Below are 21,077 nucleotides of genomic sequence, written 5' to 3' on the forward strand. Positions count from 1 at the left end.
ACCATATCCTCCCGCACCCAACCACCGGATCTCCCAAAACCAATATGCTGCAGAAACTTTCGTCACCGAGCTAGGACAGATTGGAGTACCGATGTGCTCGACGTCGGATTCTCCTCGGCAGCTCTCGCTTTTACGGGATCTTTCTTGCGATCCGTTTGGCGATCTGAGCACCCCGATCGTCGATGTGGTCGGCGCAGGCGCTCACGTCGACGACAATGTTGTTCGCGGTCGTCAACGCCCGCTGGCACGCCCAACCCTCCACACCTTCTTCTTGAACCCGAGTTATCGCCAAGACGCCGTCCTCGACGCTGGCCTTACTCAGCGACCAGTAATGGGGGTTCGGGTCGCCGGGGTCGTGCAGATCGACACGCCGGTTATCGCAGTTGGCCCAGCCGGTCACCTGGCTTGCATAGAAGTCATGGGCGGCCAAAGCCCCAGGAAACGCCACCACCGCCTGGTAGGCGATGTGGTCCGCACGATCGCGGTGGTCCTTGAGTTCCTGAACGCGCACAGCTGTCCAACCGCTGCCTTGGTAGGAGTACTCCTGCGCTTCGGCCCAAACCAAGCATCCATCCTCGAGGGGAGGATTGGTGTACATCGTGTCGGCGGAAGCCACGACTTCCAGGTGAGCATCCATGATGGAGCCAACATCGCCGGTATCGAGCAGCAATCCAGACAGCGCGCCGGTCGGCAGTGGTTGCGGGGCATGACCCAACGTCGGAGCCGCAACCACCCTCCCGTCGGTCATCACGGTGCATCCCGCTGTCAGCGCGGACAGCACCAGGATCGACAACGCAAGCCACTTGCCCGCTGACCTCATCGGCCTATTTCACCGCACCGCCGCATGGTCACCAAGCCTATGCGGGTGCGCGCGAGAATCGCTTCGCCGACTCGGAGAATAGAGTTCTCCACGATCGAGAGACGGATTACTATGACCGTGTCCTGTCAGCTACCGCGCCCGAACGATGGGAGTCGTCATCGACGCCTCGATCCTCGATGCGGTACGCGCGCCGCGCGGCCGAGGCCGCCCCGACGGAGGACCGCACGCCCCACATTGGCGGGCCGTGTCTGTTCGCTGCCGCACCGCGCGGGCCGAGCGGACGGGCTTCAACACGGCGACCATCATCGAGCGGGTGTGAGCGTGCCGAGCGCGCTGGAGCTCGATCGGCCGTGCGACGGTGTCGTTGTGCTGCGCCTGAACCGCCCGAAGCAGCTCAACGCCATCAACGAGGCGATGCAAGCCGAATTGCGCCAGACGCTGGCCGATTTGGCCACCGACCGCTCAGTGCGCGCGGTGGTGCTGACCGGCGCGGGGCGAGGCTTTTGCGCCGGCATCGACGTGCGGGACTTCGGCCCATCGATGCTGGAGGCCACCGCACCCGCGCTGGAGCGGATGCGCTTCCAGGAGCAGATGGCGGGCCTGGTGGAAGCCGTCCGTGCGCTGCCGCAACCCGTGATCGCCGCGGTCAACGGCCCCTGCGTCGGGGCCGGCCTCGCGCTATGCTTGGCGGCCGACATCCGAATCTGTTCGCAGAGCGCGTCATTCGGCAACGCCGCCATCCTGCTCGGACTCTCCGGCGCCGAGATGGGCATGAGCTACCACCTGCCGCGCATCGTCGGCACCAGCGTGGCCGCCGACTGGATGCTCACCGGGCGCACCGTGTCGGCCGCCGAAGCCGATCGGCGCGGCCTGGTCAGCGAGGTCGTCGAGCCGGATCGGTTGGCGGAGCGGGCCGTAGAGTTGGCGTCGCTGATAGCCGGCCATTCTTCCCTGGGCGCGCAACTGACCAAGCGGGCCCTCCAGGTCAACACCGACGCGGCGAATCTCTCGGCGGCGCTCGAGCTGGAGAACCGCAACCAGGTGATCTCGCACGCCACCGACGAGGCCGCCGAGCGCCGCAAGAAGTGGACGTCGTGACGGAGTCAGCAACCTAGAAAGGACGCCGCATGGCGTGGGACTTCTCCACCGATCCCGAGTGGGCACAGCAACTCAAGTGGGTCGAGGACTTCGTGCGCGAGGAGTGCGAACCGATCGACCTGATCGTCAAGGAGTCGCACGACCTCAGCGATCCGGTCCGCCAGGCCCTGATCCCGCCGCTGCAGGAGATCGTCAAGGACCGCGGCCTCTGGGCCACCCACCTCGGTCCGCACCTGGGCGGCCCGGGCTATGGTCAGGTGAAACTGGCGCTGCTCAACGAGATTCTGGGTCGGTCGGAATGCGCGCCGATCGTCTTCGGCTCTCAGGCTCCCGACTCGGGCAACAGCGAAATCCTGGCGCACTACGGCACTCCGGAGCTCAAGGCCCGCTACCTTGAGCCGCTGCTCGACAATCGGATCGTGTCCTGCTTTTCGATGACCGAGCCGCAGGGCGGGGCCGATCCGAAGGTATTCCGCACGACCGCTGTACCCGACGGGAATCACTGGGTCATCAACGGCGAGAAGTGGTTTTCGTCTTTCGCCTCGATGGCTTCTTTCATCATCGTGATGGCCATGACCGACCCCGACGCGCCGCCGTACCAGCGTTATTCGATGTTCGTCGTTCCCGGCGATACCCCCGGCATCAACGTGCTGCGCGACGTCGGCCTGGGCTATCAGCCGGTGGGCGGCGGGCGCGAGGGCTATGTCCGCTATGAGAACGTGCGCGTGCCGGCCGATCACATGCTGGGTCCGCGGGGTGGCGCCTTCGTGGTCGCGCAAACCCGCCTGGGCGGCGGGCGGATTCACCACGCGATGCGCACCGTCGGGCTGGTCCGCCGGATCTTCGACATGCTCTGCGAGCGGGCGGTGTCGCGGTACACCCAGGGTGAGGTGCTGTCCAACAAGCAACTCGTTCAGGAGATGATCGCCGACTCGTGGATGGAGATCGAGGCCTTCCGGCTGCTGACGCTGCAGACCGCATGGAAAATCGACCAATTCAACGATTACAAGGCGGTGCGGGCGGATATCTCGGCGGTCAAGGCGATGATGCAGAAGGTGCTGCACGACGTGTCGTCGCGGGCGCTGCAACTGCACGGATCACTGGGCACCACGCACGAGATGCCGTTCGTGCAGTACCTGGTGGAGTCGTTCGTGCTGGGGCTTGCCGACGGGCCGACCGAGGTGCACAAGGTGACGCTGGCCCGCTTGCTGTTGAAGGACCGCGAGCCGGCGCCCGACCTGTTCCCGTCCGAGCACCTGTTGCGGTTGCGCGCGGCCGCGGAGGCGAAGTTCGCCGACAGGCTGGCCGGCATCCCCCGCGGTTAAACCGATTTGGTGACGCCGACGTACGACAGCACCACGTCGGACAGGTCGGTCATCCGGGTCAGCACCGCATAGGAGCGGATGAACGACTGGCCCACGCACCCGTCGATTTTGATGTGGAAGTTGCTGATCATGACCCAGGGATTGGCACCCTTGAATTGTTTCTTGATCACCGGCACGGTGAGGACGAGGCCGGGTTTCATGCCGATGCTCATCACGCCGTTCATCGGAGTCGAAACAAACGGCAGCAGGGGCGGCAACGTACCGGTGGTGTCGAAGGTGGGGCTGACGCCCGGGATGATGCCGACACCGCCCTCCATGATCACGCCGTTGGAGGTACTCATATCGATCCCGCAGCCGATCTGATAGCCCACTTCCAGGACGCCGTGGGGCTCTTCCGATCCTCTCAGCGAGCCGACGTAGATGCCGCTCGCCATGTATTCGCGCGACGCGACGGAGGTGGTCAGCGGTGCCACCGGAACCTGCGCCTCGTCCTTCGCGCCCAGCCCCAGGGTCCAGCCGTCTGGGGTGTTGAGGATGACGGGGGGATTCGAGGGCACCGCTCCCCCGGCTGGTGCCGAAGCTGCAGCGGCAGGCTCGATCTCGGGACCGTCATCGGGATCAGCGGTCGCCGCCGGCGCCGTGACCACAGACATAACGAGGCAAGCGGCGACCACCAGCGCGCGACGAACGACCACGGCAACCGGCCTCACGCACGCCAACGTACGCACGTGCCGTTTCGAGTCGCGAAATTTGCTGGCGGCCGATCAAAGTTGTTGCGTCTTTGTGACTCTTATGCGATATGGACGCCGAAGGTAGAATTGAGCCCTGTTAGCCGGCGGTTCAGGCAGACGACGGAAGGGCCGTGACGATGAAACCTAGATTTGCTGCTCTACTTATCGTGGGTTTGACGGCCCTTGCTGCCTTGACGGGCGGCACCGGAATGGCGGTGGGAATAGCGCTCGCGTCCCCCGACCCGGGCCAGGTGGACGACATCCCGACGATCGACGAATGGCAGATCCAGTTCCCGACCACAATGACGAACCCATACGAAGATTCAGTCGGCTCGTCAGGTGACTGGGGTGGCGTCGGAATGTGGTGCCAAAATCTCCACGCCAACTGCAGCTGATCGGGTGCCCCGTTAATCCAGCAGTGCCCGCGCCCGATCCAGCAGCCTCGGGAGCGTTGCCGCCATGTCTTCGAATTCCTTTCGCGGTGTGCGCCTGCGCCGATTGTGTTTGACGATCAGCGACCACGTCGCCGCCGACTTGAAGCACGCCAGCGCGCTGAACCAGGCCAAGTCCGTGACCTCGCGGCCCAGCTCTTCCTGGTAGATCTCGGCGAGCTCACCGACGGGCGGCACCATTCCCGCCGAGCCCGCAACGCGCCGGTACGTGTCCGGGTCGCAGTTGATGAGAAACCAGCCGGCGTCGATACGCGGATCACCCACCGACCAGATTTCCCAATCGATTACCGCGTTGATGCGGGGTCCGGTGGCCATCAGGTTGCCCAGCCGGAAATCGCCATGCACCACGCTCGGCCTGATAGCCGTTGGCGCGCAACCCAACAGCGCGTCACGCACCCCCGGCCAATCGGGCGCCAGCGCCGCGTCGACGGTCTGCAGCGTGTCGGACCACCGCCGAACCTCGGCGACCGCGTCGACGATCGGTTCACCGCCCAGCCCTAGCTCACTCGGTGACAGACCGTGCAACGCGGCCATGGCCCGGCACGCGTTGCGATACCGATCGGGAAGACCGGGGGATCCGGAACCGCCGTCGAAAAGCGGTTCGACACAGTCGCCATCGACGCGTGACATCACGAACAAGGGCGGCGTGTGCGGCGGTTCTCCCCTGTCCTCCCACAGCACCTCGGGCACCGGAACCCGCGTCCCGGCAAGGGCTTTGATGATGCGTGCCTGCCGGAGTACGTCGCGATGCGCGACGGGCTCGACACCGGGCGGAGCAACCTTGATCACCACCGGTCGGCCATCCAGGGCGCCGCCGAACGTGAGGCTGGAGGCACCCCCGGACAGCGGCGAGACGCCGGTCACCCCGGCGCCGTCCAGTCGTCGCCGCAACTGGCCCGGCTCGAGCTCGGCCATTCAGCCGGCGGGCTTGGTCCAGCCGACCTCGGCGAGGAAGGGCTGGGTGTGCGCGATGCGGCCGGTCAGGGTCTTCGGGTCACCGGTACACAGCCGATAGGCCGTCTCGGTGATCAGTTCGATGTCCTCGGTATCGGTCTTGGCCAGGTCGAGGGTGCCGGCTCCCGGCGTGGCCACCGGATTGCTGGGAGCGGCGGCGTTGACGGCGATCCCGTCGTCATACAGCTCGGCCGCAAGGCTTTTCGTCAACCGGTTGAGCGCGGCCTTGACCGTCCCGTAGATCCCGAAGCCCGCGGTGCGGTCGAACTCCGAGAACGGCGGCCCCGGAGGCAGATCGCCGCCCACCGAGGTCAGGTTCAGGATCCAGCCCCGCCCACGTTCGCGCATCGCCGGAATCGCCAGTTGGCTCAACTGCAGTGGGCCGAGAACATGCATCTCCATCATCAGGCGGGCCCGTCGTTCGGGAAACGCGTCCAGGGGCCGCAGGAAGGTCACCGCCGCGTTGTTGACCAGGATGTCCGGGGCGCCGACAGCGCCGACCACCTCCGCGAAAAGCCGTTCACGTTCCGCGGACTGGGACAGGTCGGCTTGGACCGCGACGGCCTTCCCGCCGGCGGCCACCAGCTCGTCCAGGGTTTGACTCAGCGACCCTTCGTATTTGGGGTCGGGGTCCATCGTGCGGGCGGTCAGCGCGACCGTGGCACCTCGCGCGGCGAGCCGTGCGGCGATCGCCTTGCCCAGCCCCCGGCTGCTGCCGGTGACGAGGGCCACCATCCCTTCGCACCGTCGGTCAACGCCCATCATCGGCCTCCTACGGAAATGGCTTCTCCGTATCAGAGAATGCCATTATCGCCCGTCGAGGGGAAGTGCCGTCTGCGCAAGGCGTCGATCGAGTAGTTCCCGCCGCCCGTGAACACCAGCAGCAGGAAAGCGAAGCAGAAGAGGATCGCCAACCCGCCGCCATTGCCCGCCGGCGGATCGGCGACGGGCCAGAGCGCTTGCGGCTGATGGATCCAGAAATACGCGACCGCCATCTCGCCTGAGGCCACGAACGCGACGGCCCGGGTGAACAGGCCGGTCGCGATCAGCAGACCCGCGACGACTTCGATCAACCCCGCGTACCAGCCGGGCCAGGAACCGAACTCGACGCGAACGGGCGACGGGACGGGCCAATCAAACAGGCTCCTCGAGCCGTACGCGGCGAACAGCAATCCGTACACGACCCGAAACGCACTCAGCACGGCCGGGGTGTGCCGACCGAGCCGCCGGTCGAAATCCTTTGTCACGATCCAAAGGTTACGGTCGCGGCCCAGTCGAGCAGGCGCCGCCAAAGCCGATGCCGGCCCGACGCCATGTTGTGGCAGTGCGCGCTGTCGCCCAGCACCAGGGTGGTGATGTCCGGACAGCTGCGATAGAGACCGCCCTCGGCGCGTGGGTCCGGTGAGACGTCGACGACGCCGTACCCGATCAACACGGGGACGTCGATCAGCGCGGCGTGTTCAGCGACGACCCCGGGGATCATGGCGGTGCCGAACACGCGCGGCACCATCGATTTCGCGACGACACAGTCCGCGGCCACGACGTCGGCCGGGACATCGGCAAGGTGAAACCAGCTCTGCAAGTGCTCGCGCGGACCCTCGAAATAGGGCTGCGGCAGCGCGGACAGGATCTCCCGGGCGAGCTCGGCGCGTCCCTGCGCGGTTGCCGACCGGGCGATGAATTCCGGATCGAGGTTCAGCGGCGCCACGTGTTGATTGGTGCACCCGAGCAGGGCCAGTGCGGCGAAGCTGGAGAACAGTGCTTGTTGCGTGATCGCGAGATAGCCGCCGAGGGAATGGGCCATTGCCACCGGGGGTGCTTGGATTCCCGTTACGTCAGGCAACGCGGAGACCGCATGGGCAAGCGCGGCGGCGATGTCGGTGAAGCCGAAATCACGTGCGGGTTGGGAGCTTTCGCCCGTACCCAGGGGGTCGATGGTGACGACGGCGTAGCCGTTCCCGGTGGCGAAATCGGCGAAGCTGTACCCGTGCTGACCGGGGATGCGCAGGTCCCAGTAGTCGCGACTGTAGGTACCTCCAGGCAGACAGACCAATAGTGCCGGCGCCTCCGCACCGGCGCGCGCGGGATAATACGTCGCCGCCAGCGACGCTTCCTCGCCGATCACGTCGCCGACATCGAACTTCAACGGCCGCGCGGGAGAGTTCATCGGGCGCCCATGTCGTTGTCCTCCTCTGGGTGGCAACCGAACGGACCACCACGCAGCGTGTTCGCGGTCGCGTCATTTGTACCGGCCTAGCGTCATAATCGCTTATATCGGGCGGTTAAGGCGTTGGCTCGTGGAATGGATTAGTGATGGCCGAAACTCTCCCCAGTGGACAATCGAGTCCTTCGGGACGAGCCGCGAAGGTCGAGCAGCGGATGAAGGAACTCAGCCAGCGAAGGGCCGAGTTGGCGGCCGGCGAGCGCCCGTCACCGGAGTCCGTGGATTTAGCGCGCCGCCGTGCTGAAGAATCCCTGCACCGTGCGCAAGAAGCTCACCACGCTGCCGCGCAGCGGCACGAAGAGTTGGCGCGGGTGCATGAGCAGACGGCGAACAACTATCAACGCGCCGCAATGCAAGGACTTGGGCCCACCGCTCGATTGCAACAAGCGGCCGATGAGCACTGGCAGGCCGCACACGATGGCCATTTAGAGGCCGTGAAGGACGAAGCGAAGGCCCACAACCCCAAGGAATCCTCCTCGGGTTAGCTTCCACCTGCCGTCCGCCCGTCGCTCACCCAAGGAGACATCGTGACGTATGTCCTACTTCTCTGCGCCATTCTTGCGGAAGTAGCCGCGACCAGCCTGCTCAAGAGCACGGAAGGCTTCACCCGACTGTGGCCGACGGTCATCTGCCTGACCGGTTACGCAATCTCGTTTGCGCTCCTGGCGCTGTCGATCTCGCGCGGCATGCAAACGGACGTCGCCTACGCGCTGTGGTCGGCAATCGGTACGGCCCTGATCGTGCTGATCGCCGTCCTGTTTCTCGGCTCGACGATCTCGGTCGCCAAGATCGTCGGGGTGGGGCTGATCATCGCCGGCGTGGTGACCCTGAATCTGTCCGGCGCACACTGACGCTAAGCGCGGGCCGTCAGCGGTGCACTCAGCAGACTGACGAGCGCGGTGGTCACCTCGTCGGGGCGTTCCTCCATGACGTAGTGGTCGGCGCCGCGCAGCCGAACCAGCTTGGCGTGCGGAATGGACTCGGCCAGTTCGCGCGCGGTGCTGAACGGGATATAAGGATCGCGGTCACCCCAGATGACGGCGACCGGGCACCGGATCGTCCCGAGTCCCTCCGCGAGCCACGGGACGACGGGCACCGAATAGTGAGCGAAGAAGTTCCAGAAGGTGCGCTTTCCCTCCGGCGAATTCATCCAGCCCAGATACCCGGCTTCCAGCGCGGTGTCGAAACAGCCGAGTCTTCGGTAGCGGGCCAGAGCTAAATGGTGCAGCGTGGCCAACGGAAGATGTTGTGCTGCATGTGACGCTGGCGGGTGGGTAGCGATCCAGTGTTGGCCCCGCGAGAAGCGGTAGAACCACGGGCGAAAGATGCCATGTGCGCGGGTGTTGAACAGAGCGAGTCGCAGCACCCGCTCGGGATGGCGGATGGCATAACCGAGTCCGATGAAGCCACCGTAATCGTGGGCGCACAGGTTGAACCTTTGCCACCCCAACTCCGCCACGAATCGTTCGATCCGCTCCACCTCGTTGTCGTAGGTGGGTGCGGTCGCCGGCGGAGCGGACCGGCCGAAGCCGGGCCAATCCGGCGCCACGACATGATGGCTGTCGGACAGCGCCTTGATCTGATGGCGCCAGCAGGACGCGCTCTGGGGATACCCGTGCAACAGCAGCACCGGCTCTCCGGTGCCGGCGGCCTCGCCGAACACGTTGCATCCGTCGACGTTCCACATGGTCGAAACATATTCGGATCCTTGGTCGCGCTACCCCTCGCTTTGAGACACACGGCGCTCCATTCCCGCCACCGTCAGCTCTGCTGCCTCAACGCCATACCGTCGCCGGGAAGTGAGCTGGTGTTTACGTAACAGCCTTCAACTGCGCGCCTGGCGTGCAAACATCGCTGCCAGACTGACGGTCTGCCGCCCCGGTGCGGACAGGTTGATTTGCGGCAACCTCGAGGGAGTAGGACCCACCATGACCGATGTCGAGCAGACACCTTCCGATGGGCTCTCCCCCTCCAGCCCCGCCCGGGCCGATCTGATTGAGCACTCCCGCACCGGGATGAGCGCGACCGCGCTGCAGCGGGCCATCAACGACCACCTGCGCTACTCGATCGGCCGCCCGGCCGCGGCCCGGCGACCCGAGCATTACTACCGGGCGCTCGCACTGGCCGTGCGCGACCGGATGCAGGACCGACGCGTGGTCTCGACGCAGACCTCACTCGATCTCGGCCGCAAGGTCACTTGCTACCTGTCGGCGGAATTCCTGATGGGCCCGCAGCTGGGCAATAACCTGCTGAATCTCGGCATGGAGCGGGCCGCCCGTGAAGCACTGTCGGCGATGGGCCAGAACCTGGACACGGTCCTGGCCTGCGAAGAGGAGCCGGGCCTGGGCAACGGCGGCCTCGGCCGGCTGGCCGCGTGCTACCTGGACTCGCTGGCCACCCTGGAGCGGCCGGCGATCGGCTACGGAATCCGTTACGAATTCGGCATTTTCGATCAGGAGATCCACGACGGCTGGCAGGTTGAGCAGACCGACAACTGGCTGGACCACGGAAACCCTTGGGAGATAGCGAAACCCGACGTCAACTACTTGGTCAAGTGGGGCGGCTACGCCGCTCACTACACGGACGACGCAGGCCACGACCGCGTCCAATGGGTGCCGGGGCGGGTGCTGAAGGGGGTGGCCTATGACACGCCCATCCAGGGTTACGGCGTCAACACCTGCAACGTGCTGACGTTGTGGAGCGCGCGGGCCGTCAAGTCGTTCGCTTTGGAGGCCTTCAACACCGGCGATTACTACGGAGCGGTCGAGGACGAGGTCATGTCGGAGACCGTCACCAAAGTGCTCTACCCGAACGACGAGCCCGAGGCGGGTAAACAGCTGCGCCTGTTGCAGCAGTACTTCTTCGTGTCCTGCTCGCTGCAGCATGTGCTGCACATCATGGACGATCTCGCCGACGTTTCCGTCAAGGAGCTCCCCCAGCGTTTTGCCCTGCAGCTCAACGACACCCACCCATCGATCGGCGTAGCCGAGCTCATGCGGTTGCTGGTCGACGAACGCCAGCTGGACTGGGATGAGGCGTGGGAAATCACGGTGGCGACGTTCGGTTACACCAACCACACCCTGCTGCCCGAGGCACTGGAGACCTGGCCGCTGGACCTGTTCGCCGAGTCGCTGCCGCGCCACCTCGAGATCATCTACGAGATCAACCGCCGATTCCTCGACGACGTGCGTGCCCGGTTTCCGGGCGACGAGGCGCGGGTCAACCGGATGTCGCTCATCGGCGAGAACGGCGGCAAGAACGTCCGGATGGCGCATTTGGCCACCGTCGGCAGCCACGCCATCAACGGTGTAGCCGCGTTGCACTCCGAGTTGCTGAAAAGCAGTGTGCTCAAAGACTTCTACGAGCTGTGGCCGGAGCGGTTCAGCAACAAGACCAACGGCGTGACGCCGCGCCGCTTCCTGGCGCTGGCCAACCCCGGGCTGCGGGAATTGCTGGACCGCACCGTCGGGGACGGCTGGCTGACCGATCTCGGGCGCCTGCGTGGTCTCCAGCCATTCGTCGACGACGCCGCCTTCCGCCGCGAATGGCGCGACATCAAACGCAACAACAAAGCGCGCCTCGCCAAATACATCCGCTCGGTGGCCGGCGTCGAACTCAATCCGGACTGGATGTTCGACGTCCAGGTCAAGCGCATCCACGAGTACAAGCGTCAGCATCTCAACGTGCTGCACGTCGTGGCGCTGTATCACCGGCTCAAGCAGGACCCGGGGTTGTCGATTCCGCAGCGGGCCTTCATCTTCGGCGGCAAGGCCGCGCCCGGATACTTCATGGCCAAGCGGATCATCAAGTTGATCAACGCCGTTGGGGAAACCGTCAACGCCGACCCGGACGTCAACCGGTTCCTGAAGGTGGCGTTCGTGCCGAACTTCAACGTGCAGAACGCCCACATGATCTACCCGGCCGCCGACCTGTCCGAGCAGATCTCCGCCGCCGGCAAAGAAGCGTCCGGCACCGGGAACATGAAGTTTATGATCAACGGCGCCCTGACCGTCGGCACGCTTGACGGCGCGAACGTGGAGATGCGCGACGAGGTGGGCCCGGAGAACTTCTTCCTGTTCGGGCTGACCGAGCAGGAGGTCGAGGCGGTCAAGGCGGGCGGGTACCGCCCGGCCGACTACATAGAAGGCAACGACGAGCTGCGCGCCGTGCTCGACCTGATTGCCGGCGGCACGTTCTCGCGCGGCGACACCGAGGTGTTCCGGCCCCTGGTGGACAACCTGCGCCATGACGACCCCTTCCTGGTGTGCGCCGACTATGCGGCCTACGTGAACTGCCAGGAACAGGTGAGCGCCGCGTGGCAGGACAGGGAGTCGTGGACGAAGATGTCCATCCTGAATACCGCCCGTAGCGGCAAGTTCTCATCGGATCGCGCGATCACCGAGTACTGCGACGACATCTGGAACGTGTGGCCGCTGACCGTCAAGATGTGAGCAAGCGGCTGATAATCGCTGCGCCCGGGCCTAGGATCTCGCCATGCCGATTCTGGGCAATGCAGCCGTCGTCCTCGCGCGCCTGAACAGGTCGACCTCCAACGCGTTGCGCGTCGAGCTCGCGACCCCCGATGGCACGGAACTGGCGCATGCCCAGCAAAAAGGCGGTGCCGCAGTGCTATTCGGCTTTAAAAACGGGGGTAAAAGCGAGTACACGCTGTCCGCGGCCAGCGGTGACGAACTCAAGATCGCGGTGGCCGGAACGACCACGATCACCAACCGCGGCACCCCGGTGGGAAAAATCGTCCCCGCCGACGGCGCCGTCCGCCTGGAAGACGGTGGCGGCACTGCGCTGGCGGTGGTGCGGCCGCACACCGGACACAAGGCGGACAGCGCCTGGCATCATCGCTTGTTGTCGCCGTCCGGCGAGGCGCTCGGCGTCCTCACCCTGATGACCGTTCACACCGGTTGGAGCGACATCGAATCCGAAGCCATTCAGTTGCTGACCAACCACAACGTCGCGACCCTGAAGGCACCATCGGCGGGCGCGATGCTCACCCTCGCCGCGCCGGTCGACCCACACCTGGGCGACATCCTGGCCGCGGCGTGCGTTGACTTCTCGGTGCTCCCCCGCGGGTACATCGACCAAAGCCAGACCTAGTGATAGCCGGGGTTGGCTTCCTTGCGGGGGTCGACAGTGGACGTTTTCAAGGTCCACCGCAAGGATCGACACCGTGACCCCTGGCAGGAGGAAAGTGACCCGACGATTCCGTGGGCTTGTGCTGGCCCCGCTAACCGCGATGCTGGCGGTGCTGCTCGCGCCGTCCGCCTCGGCGGACACCTACACAGATCAGCTGGTGGGCAAGTACAACGCCCAGACCCACGTGGTGGCCGACCCGGGGGCGAATCCGGCGTTGCGGGACCCGGACAGGCTGAACGACCAGATCCTCACCAGCCGCTGGACGTGGAGTTCCACGCCACCGATCTGGGTGGCGGCGGTGGCGCCCAGTCAGACCGGGGTGACCACCCCGGATGCCATCCACAACGTCATCCTCGGACGTAATCCCGCATTCAGCGGGATTATTCTGGTCATCGACTCCAGGGGCTATCACGTGCGCGCCTACAACGTGCCCAAGGCGATCGCAGACAGCGTCGATCCGTTCATGAGCCAGTCGGCCAGGAGCCACCGGAACGACCCGCAGGGCGCGACGAGTGAATTCGTCAGCAAATTGACCAGGTTGGACGTGTCCTCCGGGGGGCCGGCGTCCACCACCTCGCCCGTCGTGCACAAGAACCCCGACCGCTGGGCATGGCTGTGGACCATGCTGGTTTTCATTGCCGTCGCATTGAGCGTGGTCGCCTTGGTCTCGTTCGCTGTCGGCCGAAGTCGCAAGCGCCGCAAGGCTGCACAGGAGCGCGAGCAGATCAAACAAGAGTTGATCGCCGCCGAATCCGGTGTCGGGGACATCGACAACGCGGTGCTCGCCAACAGCGATACGGACGTCAGCGCAGAGTCGACCAAGGCCAACGCCAGCCTCTACGACGCCCGAAAGGCCTACGAGACAGGCGACTACGGCGCGGCGAGGGCGCACCTGCGAGTAGTGGAGTCCACGGTGGCCAGGGCCTACCAGAAGCTCGGACGCCCCGTGCCCAATGTTGGCGCTGTCGACTCGGTACCCGAGGACGAGCGCAAGCAGGCCTCGGTGCGGGCGAAGAATCCCGACACCGGTGAGTACGTGACGATCAACAACAACAACTACAGCACCGCCCCGCAGCCCGGCTATCCGCACTACTACGGGGGTGGCTACTACAACGGAATGTTCTTCTACCCCGGCTATTACCCGTACGCGTTCTGGGGCGCGGGTTGGGGTTGGGCGCTCACCGATGTCCTGCTGATGGATGCGGTGCTGGACGACCATTGGGGCGGCAGCTACGACCGCGGCTTCGAGGCCGGCCGCGACTCGGCGTATGCGGATGCCAACTATGACGGCGGCCAAGGCGCCGGCTACGACAGCCAGCAAGGCGACGTCGGGTTCGGCGGGGGCTATGATTCCGGCGCCGACACCGGCTTCGCGGGCAACGAGGGCTCGTACTCCGGCGGTGACGACGTGGACTTCGGCGGCGGCTGGGACTCCGGCGGCGGATCCGACTTCGGCGGCTCCGATTTCGGCGGCGGTGGGTCGGACTCCAGCGGTGGCGACTTCGGGTTCTGATGCCCAGAAGTAAGGTTTTCATCGATGAGTACCGACAAGATCAACCGCGGCATCCTGCTCGCCATGGCGGCGATCGGGGCAATCGCTTACGCGTTGCTCTACCCGCACGCCTCAATCGTCTTCAAGGTGCTGGTGCCGCTCGGCCTGGCCGTCCTGTTGGGGCTGATCGTCCGTGACCGTCAACGCCCGGAAGCGGTGACTCAGAAGGAGTTTGATGGTGACTGAGGGTTTGTTCGGTCTGCTGACCGTCGTCGCTTTAGGGCTGGCGTTGACGCTGGCCGCCATCGCCACCGTGTTCGTACGGCGGATGGAGAGGCGACCAACCACCCCGATGAGCGAGGAAATCGGGAGCGCCAAAGAGGTGGTGCGCAAACTGCGCAAACGCGAACCGATGTCACCGGAAGAATTGGATTACGCGAAGCAAATCGTCGCCGATCGCAGTTCCTTCATGGCGCTTTGCATCCCCGGCGCGTTGTTCATGCTGGGCTGCTTTTACGTATTCGGCAGCCTTTACCACCTGCACGGAGCGACACCGTCCGAGCGGACATTTCTCGGGGTGATCCCCATGCTGACCTCCACGAACCTGGCCCTTCGCCTGCTCGGTAGCGCACGGTTGAAGAGGCAGCTGCGCAGCGCGCCCACCGCATCGTAAGGGGGGTCCGCATGACGAGGTCCGGCACACCGAGATCGCGCCTGCGGCCCGCTTGCAGTAGTCTCTTTACCGTGACATATCAACCAGATTGATATACCACCTGGTCTTGCCGCATTCGCACGGCGGTCGGGGATGGAACAAACACAAGGTCAGGAGGGGTTCGGGGAGATGAACGAGTGAGTCCTCGTTCAGTCAGCAGGACTGTCTTGGAGCGAGCCTGGATGCCGTTGGTCAGCGTGGTCGCGGTCGGTGTCGGTCTGCTCTGCATGTACAAGGTGCACCAGTTCTCGGAACCCGAGCCGGTCATCACCGTCAATGGCCCGCAGGCTCCCGAGCAGTTCAACCTCAAACGGATCACCTATGAGGTGTTCGGCTCCGCCGCGCAGGGCGGGAAACTCGTCTACATCGACATCGACGGCCATCCGCATCAGGTCGAAATCACAACTCTGCCGTGGTCCCACACGGAGACGACCACGCTCTCGGTAGCGTCCGGCAGCATCTCGGTGCATGTCCACGGCGGTCAGGTGGGTTGCCGAATGCTCGTGGACGGCGTGGTCCGTGACGAACAGTCGGACGACCATCAGGACGCCGACGTTGAGTGCAGGGTCAAGTCGGCATGAGCGAGCACCGTTTCGACGAGCCCCGGGTCAAGCGCCCGTTCGTCCCCAGGATGGTCCGGGCTTTCGCGATACCGATCATCTTGTTTTGGGGCCTGCTCGCGGTCAGTACGAACACCTTTATGCCCCAAGTGGAACGGGTCGCTGAAGAACTCGCCGGACCGATGGTCCCGCACTACGCGCCCTCACAACGGGCGCTGCTGCACATCGGCGAAAAGTTCCACGAATCCAACTCGACCAACTTGACCATGGTGGTGTTCGAGGCGAACCGACCGCTGGGAGACCAGGATCACCGGTACTACGACGATCTGATGAGCCGCCTCCAGCACGACACCCGGCACGTGCAATACGTGATGGACCTGTGGGGCAAGCCGTTCACCGCGGCGGGGGCACAGAGCGTGGACGGCAAGTGCACTTACGTGCTGTTGCGTCTCGCCGGCGATATCGGCCAGATTCAAGCCAACCAATCCGTGGACGCCGTCCGCGACATCATCAAGAAGGACCCGCCGCCGCCCGGCCTCAAGGTCTACGTCAGCGGCGCGGCTCCCCTGGCTTCGGACACGCTGGCCATCGCCAATGCCAGCCTCAACAACGTCACGATCGTCACCATCTGCCTCATCGTGGTGATGTTGCTGCTGGTGTATCGCGCGCCTTCAACCTTGTTGGTGCCTTTGCTCGGCGTGCTCATCGAAATGCTCGTCGCTAAGGGCATCGTGTCCACGCTCGGCCACCTCGGGTACATCGAACTCTCGTCGTTCGCGGTGAACATCGTCATCGCGCTAACCCTGGGAGCGGGAACCGATTACGGCATCTTCTTGATGGGCCGGTATCACGAGGCGCGACAGGCGGGCGAAACCCGGGAGGACAGTTTCTACATCGCGTACAAGGGTGTCGCGCCCATCATCATCGGCTCCGGCCTGACGATCGCCGGCGCATGTTATTGCTTGACGTTCGCGCGCCTTAACTACTTCCACACCATGGGGCCGGCCGTCGCGATCACCATGCTGTTCACCATCGCGGCGGCGATGACGCTGGGCCCGGCGGCGCTGACCGTCGGCAGCCTGTTCGGGATGTTCGACCCGAGGACCAACGCCCAAGGGCGTCTCTATCGGCGCATCGGAGCGAGCGTAGTGCGTTGGCCGGTGCCGGTTCTGGCGGCAAGTTCTGCCGTCGTCATGCTCGGGGCGATCTTCGTGCCGACGTACCGGCAGAACTACGACGATCGGCAATACCAGCCTGCCAGTGCGCCCGCCAATCTCGGCTTCCAAGCGGCGGATCGGCACTTCCCCAAGAGCAAGCTGTTCTCCGAGATGCTGATGGTGGAAACCGATCACGACATGCGCAACTCGGCCGACTTCATCTCGCTGGACCGCGTTGCGCGGGCGCTGATTCGCCTGCACGGTGTGGCGATGGTGCAAGGGATGACGCGACCCTTGGGCCGGGCGCTCGAGCACGCCAGCATTCCGTACCTGTTCACCACGCAGGGCAGCGGCAACGGCCAACAACTCCCGTTCAACAGGGAGCAGAACGCCAACACCGACGCGCAGGCCGAGATCCAGGCGCACTCCGTCGAGGTCTTACGAAAAGAGGTCGGCTTCTTCCAGAAGGTGTCCGACGAACTGCACCAGACGGTACTCACCGTCGAAGACCTCCAAAGGGTCAGCGACGACATCAGGGACGAGGTCTCGAACGTCGACGATTTCTTCCGTCCGATCAAGAGCTACTTCTATTGGGAGAGACACTGTTTCGACATTCCCATCTGCTGGACGTTTCGTTCGCTGTTCGAGACCATCGATCAAATCGACAAGTTGGCCGACGACATCGCGGACGCGAAGGTGTCTCTGCAGGAGGTGGACAAGACCTTCCCGCAGATCATCGCCCAACTGAAAGCCACCGCCGACGACACCGAGGCACTGCAGTCGAAGTTGGTCAACAGTTACGGATCCGCCGATCTGCAAACCGTCCAAACGGAGCAAACTTTCGATGATCTGATCAACGTCGGGAACGACTTCGACAAGTCCCGCAGCGACGACTTCTTCTACATCCCGCACGAGGGCTTCGACAACGACGACGTCAAGACGGGGATGAAGTTGATGATGTCGCCCGACGGCAAGGCGGCCCGGTTCATAGTCACCCACGAGGGCGACGCGATGGGCCCCGAGGGCGTGGAACACGTCGAACAGTTCCCCGACGCGATAAAGACGATCCTGAAAGAGACCTCGTTGGCCGGCGCACGGATTTACATCGGCGGTTCGGGGTCCAACGACAAGGACATCAAGGAATACGCGATGTCCGATCTCATGATCGCGGCAATCGCCGCCTTCGTGCTGATCTTCTTGATCATGATGTTCATCACGCGAAGTCTGGTGGCGGCCTTGGTGATTCCCGGTACCGTGGCCTTCTCCTACGCCGGCGCGTTCGGCCTGTCCATACTTGTCTGGCAGCACCTGATCGGCCTGCACCTGCACTGGCTCGTTCTACCGCTGACGTTCATCATCCTGGTGGCGGTCGGGTCGGACTACAACCTGCTGCTGATCAACAGGGTCAAAGAGGAGCTGCACGGCGGAATCCACACCGGTCTGATCCGCGCGCTCGGCAGCACGGGCGGTGTGGTGACATCGGCGGGCCTGGTCTTCGCCTTCACCATGCTGGCGATGCTCACCAGCGATCTCCGGACGATCGGCCAGGTGGGTTCGACCGTGTGCATCGGCCTGCTGCTCGACACGCTGATCGTGCGTTCGTTCGTGGTGCCGTGCATCCTGCGAATCCTTGGGCCGTGGTTCTGGTGGCCGACCCTGGTCCGCAGCCGTCCGGCGGTCGCGCGCTAGCCGGCGCCTTTGCCGTTGTCGACGCGATAGACGGCGCCGTGCACGGCGGCGGCGGCATCGCTGGCCAGGAAGGCGATCACGTTCGCCACATCGAGGGGCTGCATCATGCCGCGTGGCGAGGCGGTGCGCATGATCAGCTCGTAGTTGGGGTTGTCCGGCGCGCTGAAATGTTCGATCTGCGGCGTGAGCATCCCGCCCGGGCATATTGCGTTGACGCGCAAGCGATCCGCGGTGTACTCCACCGCCAGAGCGCGGGTAAGTCCGATCAGGCCGTGCTTTGCGGCGCAGTAGCCTGCCGAGTACGCCTGGCCCTCGACACCGGCGATGGAGCCGACGTTGACGATGTTCCCGCCCCGCTCCAGCAGGTGCGGCAACGCGGCCCGGCACAGGTAGAACGGCCCGTTCAGATTCACCGCAAGATCGTGCGCCCAGTCCTCATCGGTCATCGACTCCGTCCGACGCATCTGGTGGTGGCCGGCGACGTTGACCAGGACGTCGAGTCCGCCCAGCTCGCGCACGCACTGCTCGACCGCGTCGCGGCAGGCCTGCGCAGAGGAAACGTCGACCGATGCGTAGGAACCATGTTGGACGTCGGCGAATACCTCGGCCAAGCGTGCCGTATCCCGGCCGATGCCGAAAACCGTTGCGCCCTCGCGGGAGAACAGCCGAGCCGTCTCGGCGCCGAGGCCCGACGACGCTCCGGTCACCAGGGCGACCTTGCCCTCTAGCGTTGACATATCAGTCCGTGTCGCTCAATACCGCATCCGCGCAACGCCACCCCGCAGCAGCGCGAGGGGAGCAACGAATCTTGGCCCCCACAAGGTCATCGCACGGCGTGCGGTTAACAACACGAGCAGACTGAGCGCGAGCCGCCCCAGGGCCACCCGGCTCGTTCGCCTTCTCCAGCTTGGCGGTCTCGCCCCCGCGCGTCGGCCGAAGTAATAGCCGACACACATCGCCATCGTCAACGCGGCGACTGCCGCGAGCACCGTCATGATGATGAGCGTTGTGCGTCACCGTCTCGGCGCGATCACGCGCGGGATACACCTTGGCCAAAATAACTGACCCAGGGACGGGTCCGCCGCTAATCGGTCTCGCTGATGACATAAACGGCGACATAGCCGATGGGGATGCCGGTCCAGGTCGCAATGCATTCGCGCGCCGCCAGTTCCACCGCACCCCGGCGGCTGGTCCGCGTGATCCTGCTGATCTCGGGAATCCGGATCATCCACCCGTCAGCGTCACGGGTGATTTCGACATCGAAGCACTGGCCGACCATGGGGCACTTCACACGGGGAACGGCCCGATGTGCACGGGCGCTGCGCAGTGATTGTCGGCGCAGCAGGGTGGGCTGAATGGGCATGGCTGCTTTCGGAGAGTCGCAATCAGAACCGCGGGCAAGAGTAATGCTCATCGCGGCGAAAACCTAATCGGCAACCAGGCCGGCTCGCACCCGCTACGCACTCTCTACCAAGTCGTTGCCGGGACTTAATCTCTCACGGCGAGCGCAATCCCCTGATCCGGGCGGCTCGGCGGAAACGCGGCGCGCTTCTCGATGGCTTCGCGGTAGGCATACACCCGGCCCGGGATCGTCCCGAGCACCGCGATGGTTCGACCGCCCCGGCCGTACGCGGCAACGAACTCCCAGCCGTCCGGATCGCCTTCGACGATCTCGATAACGTCGTAATCGGTTGGCACACCCAGCATTTGCAGCTTGACGTCGTACTGATCGGACCAGAAGTATGGCACCTCGTCATAGGTCTCAGCGCCCGCCGGCCCCGCCAGCAGAGTCCGGGCCGCAGCCGCACCTTGACGGCCCGCGTCGTCCCAGTGCTCGGTCCGCAGGTGCCGTTCGTACAGCGGGTGCCACCACCGCGCGACATCGCCGGCGGCAACAACGGCGTCCCCGCCCTCGGCCGCACCCGTGGCGTCGCAGATCACGCCGTCGTCGACGCGCAATCCGGAGCCGTCCAGCCAGTCGGTGGCGGGAGTCACCCCGAGGCCGACGACGACGAGATCGGCCGGAATTCGCGAGCCATCGGTGAGCCGAACACCCCGAACCCGGCCGTCACCCTCGAATTTTTCGACACCGACTCCGACCCGCAGCTCCACTCCGTGTTGACGATGCAACTCGGCCCAGCGCGGTGCCAGCTCCTTTCCCAGCGCGGACAGCAGCGGGCCGCTGGCCTTTTCGATCAGCACTACGTCCAGGCCTATCGACCGGCAGCTAGCAGCGACCTCGGCGCCGATGAACCCGCCGCCGACGACCACGACCCGCGGGCGCGAACCGAGCCGGTCCCGGATGGCCAGGCAGTCGTCGACCGTGCGCAGCATCAGCACCCCTTCGGGAACCGGGCCGCCCGGCCATTCCCGGGGCACCGCCCCGCTGGCGACCACCAGTCCGTCGAACGGCAGCGAAAGGTCCTGCCCGTCGTCACGCACATGGACGGTGCGCGAGGACATGTCCAACCTGACGGCAGACGCGCCCCGCAACACACGCGCATCCATCTCGGATTGCGGCGCGAGGTCGACACCGGCCCGGTGGACCTTGCCGGTGAGGAACTTCTTCGACAGTGGCGGCCGATGGTAAGGGGCCTGCCGCTCGGCGCCCACGATGGTCAGGGCGCCGTCATAGCCCTCCTGACGCAACGTCTCCGCCGCTCGCGTGCCCGCCACGCCGGCACCGACAACCACGACGTTCTCCGGCATCGC

Annotated in this window: 21 protein-coding genes; 11 read left to right on the forward strand and 10 right to left on the reverse strand. The window is 65.0% G+C overall.

The window, feature by feature from the left end; translation table 11 throughout:
* Window positions 1-130: 130 nt before the first annotated feature.
* Complete coding sequence (locus tag A5758_RS05025) at window positions 131-820, reverse strand: sensor domain-containing protein (protein WP_067737304.1); 690 nt, start codon at window positions 818-820, stop codon at window positions 131-133.
* 315 nt (window positions 821-1,135) lie between these two features.
* Here A5758_RS05025 and A5758_RS05030 point away from each other — a divergent pair, with 315 nt between their 5' ends.
* Window positions 1,136-1,918: an enoyl-CoA hydratase/isomerase family protein gene (locus A5758_RS05030; RefSeq protein ID WP_067204558.1), complete on the forward strand. Its 783-nt coding sequence runs from the start codon at window positions 1,136-1,138 to the stop codon at window positions 1,916-1,918.
* A 29-nt stretch (window positions 1,919-1,947) separates the two neighbouring features.
* Window positions 1,948-3,243, forward strand: a complete 1,296-nt coding sequence (locus A5758_RS05035; RefSeq protein ID WP_067737307.1) for an acyl-CoA dehydrogenase family protein — start codon at window positions 1,948-1,950, stop codon at window positions 3,241-3,243.
* Here A5758_RS05035 and A5758_RS05040 read toward each other — a convergent pair.
* The 5 genes from A5758_RS05040 to A5758_RS05065 all read right to left on the reverse strand — a co-directional run bounded on the left by A5758_RS05040 (window position 3,240) and on the right by A5758_RS05065 (window position 7,547).
* The gene (locus A5758_RS05040; RefSeq protein ID WP_231987227.1) at window positions 3,240-3,938 is read right to left on the reverse strand and encodes an MspA family porin; all 699 of its coding nucleotides are present in this window, start codon (window positions 3,936-3,938) and stop codon (window positions 3,240-3,242) included. The two genes, A5758_RS05035 and A5758_RS05040, sit on opposite strands and share 4 nt — an antisense overlap.
* Before the next feature lie 443 nt (window positions 3,939-4,381).
* The gene (locus A5758_RS05050; RefSeq protein ID WP_067737313.1) at window positions 4,382-5,341 is read right to left on the reverse strand and encodes a phosphotransferase family protein; all 960 of its coding nucleotides are present in this window, start codon (window positions 5,339-5,341) and stop codon (window positions 4,382-4,384) included.
* Window positions 5,342-6,115 (reverse strand): SDR family NAD(P)-dependent oxidoreductase, encoded by a 774-nt coding sequence (locus tag A5758_RS05055; protein WP_369816384.1) that lies wholly within the window; start codon window positions 6,113-6,115, stop codon window positions 5,342-5,344. It lies immediately after the preceding gene.
* A 59-nt stretch (window positions 6,116-6,174) separates the two neighbouring features.
* Window positions 6,175-6,627, reverse strand: coding sequence for a DoxX family protein (locus A5758_RS05060; protein ID WP_067737316.1), 453 nt, complete (start codon window positions 6,625-6,627; stop codon window positions 6,175-6,177).
* Window positions 6,624-7,547, reverse strand: coding sequence for an alpha/beta fold hydrolase (locus tag A5758_RS05065; RefSeq protein ID WP_067737318.1), 924 nt, complete (start codon window positions 7,545-7,547; stop codon window positions 6,624-6,626). Before A5758_RS05065 ends, A5758_RS05060 begins: the two co-directional genes overlap by 4 nt.
* Before the next feature lie 146 nt (window positions 7,548-7,693).
* Between A5758_RS05065 and A5758_RS24975 the strand changes: the two genes are divergently transcribed.
* Together A5758_RS24975 and A5758_RS05075 are read left to right on the forward strand one after the other, a co-directional pair.
* Window positions 7,694-8,089 (forward strand): hypothetical protein, encoded by a 396-nt coding sequence (locus A5758_RS24975; protein WP_082939585.1) that lies wholly within the window; start codon window positions 7,694-7,696, stop codon window positions 8,087-8,089.
* A gap of 42 nt (window positions 8,090-8,131) precedes the next feature.
* The gene (locus A5758_RS05075) at window positions 8,132-8,455 is read left to right on the forward strand and encodes a multidrug efflux SMR transporter (RefSeq protein ID WP_067204578.1); all 324 of its coding nucleotides are present in this window, start codon (window positions 8,132-8,134) and stop codon (window positions 8,453-8,455) included.
* A 2-nt stretch (window positions 8,456-8,457) separates the two neighbouring features.
* On the opposite strand, the gene A5758_RS05080 is transcribed toward A5758_RS05075, so the two are convergent.
* Window positions 8,458-9,291, reverse strand: a complete 834-nt coding sequence (locus A5758_RS05080) for an alpha/beta fold hydrolase (RefSeq protein ID WP_067737323.1) — start codon at window positions 9,289-9,291, stop codon at window positions 8,458-8,460.
* 328 nt (window positions 9,292-9,619) lie between these two features.
* Between A5758_RS05080 and A5758_RS05085 the strand changes: the two genes are divergently transcribed.
* The 7 genes from A5758_RS05085 (at window position 9,620) to A5758_RS05115 (ending at window position 18,365) form a co-directional block, all read left to right on the forward strand.
* Window positions 9,620-12,055 (forward strand): glycogen/starch/alpha-glucan phosphorylase, encoded by a 2,436-nt coding sequence (locus tag A5758_RS05085; RefSeq protein WP_067737325.1) that lies wholly within the window; start codon window positions 9,620-9,622, stop codon window positions 12,053-12,055.
* Window positions 12,056-12,098: 43 nt separating this feature from the next.
* Window positions 12,099-12,716 carry a hypothetical protein gene (locus tag A5758_RS05090; protein WP_067737328.1) on the forward strand — a complete coding sequence of 206 codons (618 nt, stop codon included), beginning with the start codon at window positions 12,099-12,101 and terminating at the stop codon, window positions 12,714-12,716.
* 94 nt (window positions 12,717-12,810) lie between these two features.
* Window positions 12,811-14,268, forward strand: a complete 1,458-nt coding sequence (locus A5758_RS05095; RefSeq protein WP_067737330.1) for a hypothetical protein — start codon at window positions 12,811-12,813, stop codon at window positions 14,266-14,268.
* A 24-nt stretch (window positions 14,269-14,292) separates the two neighbouring features.
* The gene (locus A5758_RS05100) at window positions 14,293-14,493 is read left to right on the forward strand and encodes a hypothetical protein (RefSeq protein WP_067737333.1); all 201 of its coding nucleotides are present in this window, start codon (window positions 14,293-14,295) and stop codon (window positions 14,491-14,493) included.
* Window positions 14,483-14,920: a hypothetical protein gene (locus A5758_RS05105; RefSeq protein WP_369816385.1), complete on the forward strand. Its 438-nt coding sequence runs from the start codon at window positions 14,483-14,485 to the stop codon at window positions 14,918-14,920. Before A5758_RS05100 ends, A5758_RS05105 begins: the two co-directional genes overlap by 11 nt.
* Window positions 14,921-15,141: 221 nt before the next feature.
* Window positions 15,142-15,540: an MmpS family transport accessory protein gene (locus A5758_RS05110; RefSeq protein WP_067737339.1), complete on the forward strand. Its 399-nt coding sequence runs from the start codon at window positions 15,142-15,144 to the stop codon at window positions 15,538-15,540.
* A complete protein-coding gene (locus A5758_RS05115) occupies window positions 15,537-18,365 on the forward strand; it encodes an RND family transporter (RefSeq protein ID WP_067737342.1) in 2,829 nt (942 codons plus the stop codon). The genes A5758_RS05110 and A5758_RS05115 overlap by 4 nt, the downstream gene beginning before the upstream one ends.
* Here A5758_RS05115 and A5758_RS05120 read toward each other — a convergent pair.
* The 3 genes from A5758_RS05120 to A5758_RS05130 all read right to left on the reverse strand — a co-directional run bounded on the left by A5758_RS05120 (window position 18,362) and on the right by A5758_RS05130 (window position 21,074).
* Window positions 18,362-19,102: an SDR family NAD(P)-dependent oxidoreductase gene (locus A5758_RS05120; protein ID WP_067737345.1), complete on the reverse strand. Its 741-nt coding sequence runs from the start codon at window positions 19,100-19,102 to the stop codon at window positions 18,362-18,364. The genes A5758_RS05115 and A5758_RS05120 overlap by 4 nt on opposite strands.
* A gap of 347 nt (window positions 19,103-19,449) precedes the next feature.
* The gene (locus A5758_RS05125) at window positions 19,450-19,644 is read right to left on the reverse strand and encodes a long chain fatty acid-CoA synthetase Faa4p (protein ID WP_067737348.1); all 195 of its coding nucleotides are present in this window, start codon (window positions 19,642-19,644) and stop codon (window positions 19,450-19,452) included.
* Between the two features lie 209 nt (window positions 19,645-19,853).
* Window positions 19,854-21,074 carry an NAD(P)/FAD-dependent oxidoreductase gene (locus tag A5758_RS05130; protein WP_067737351.1) on the reverse strand — a complete coding sequence of 407 codons (1,221 nt, stop codon included), beginning with the start codon at window positions 21,072-21,074 and terminating at the stop codon, window positions 19,854-19,856.
* Between the last annotated feature and the right edge of the window lie 3 nt (window positions 21,075-21,077).

Source organism: Mycobacterium sp. 852014-50255_SCH5639931 (genome assembly GCF_001665605.1).
GTDB lineage: Bacteria > Actinomycetota > Actinomycetes > Mycobacteriales > Mycobacteriaceae > Mycobacterium > Mycobacterium paraffinicum.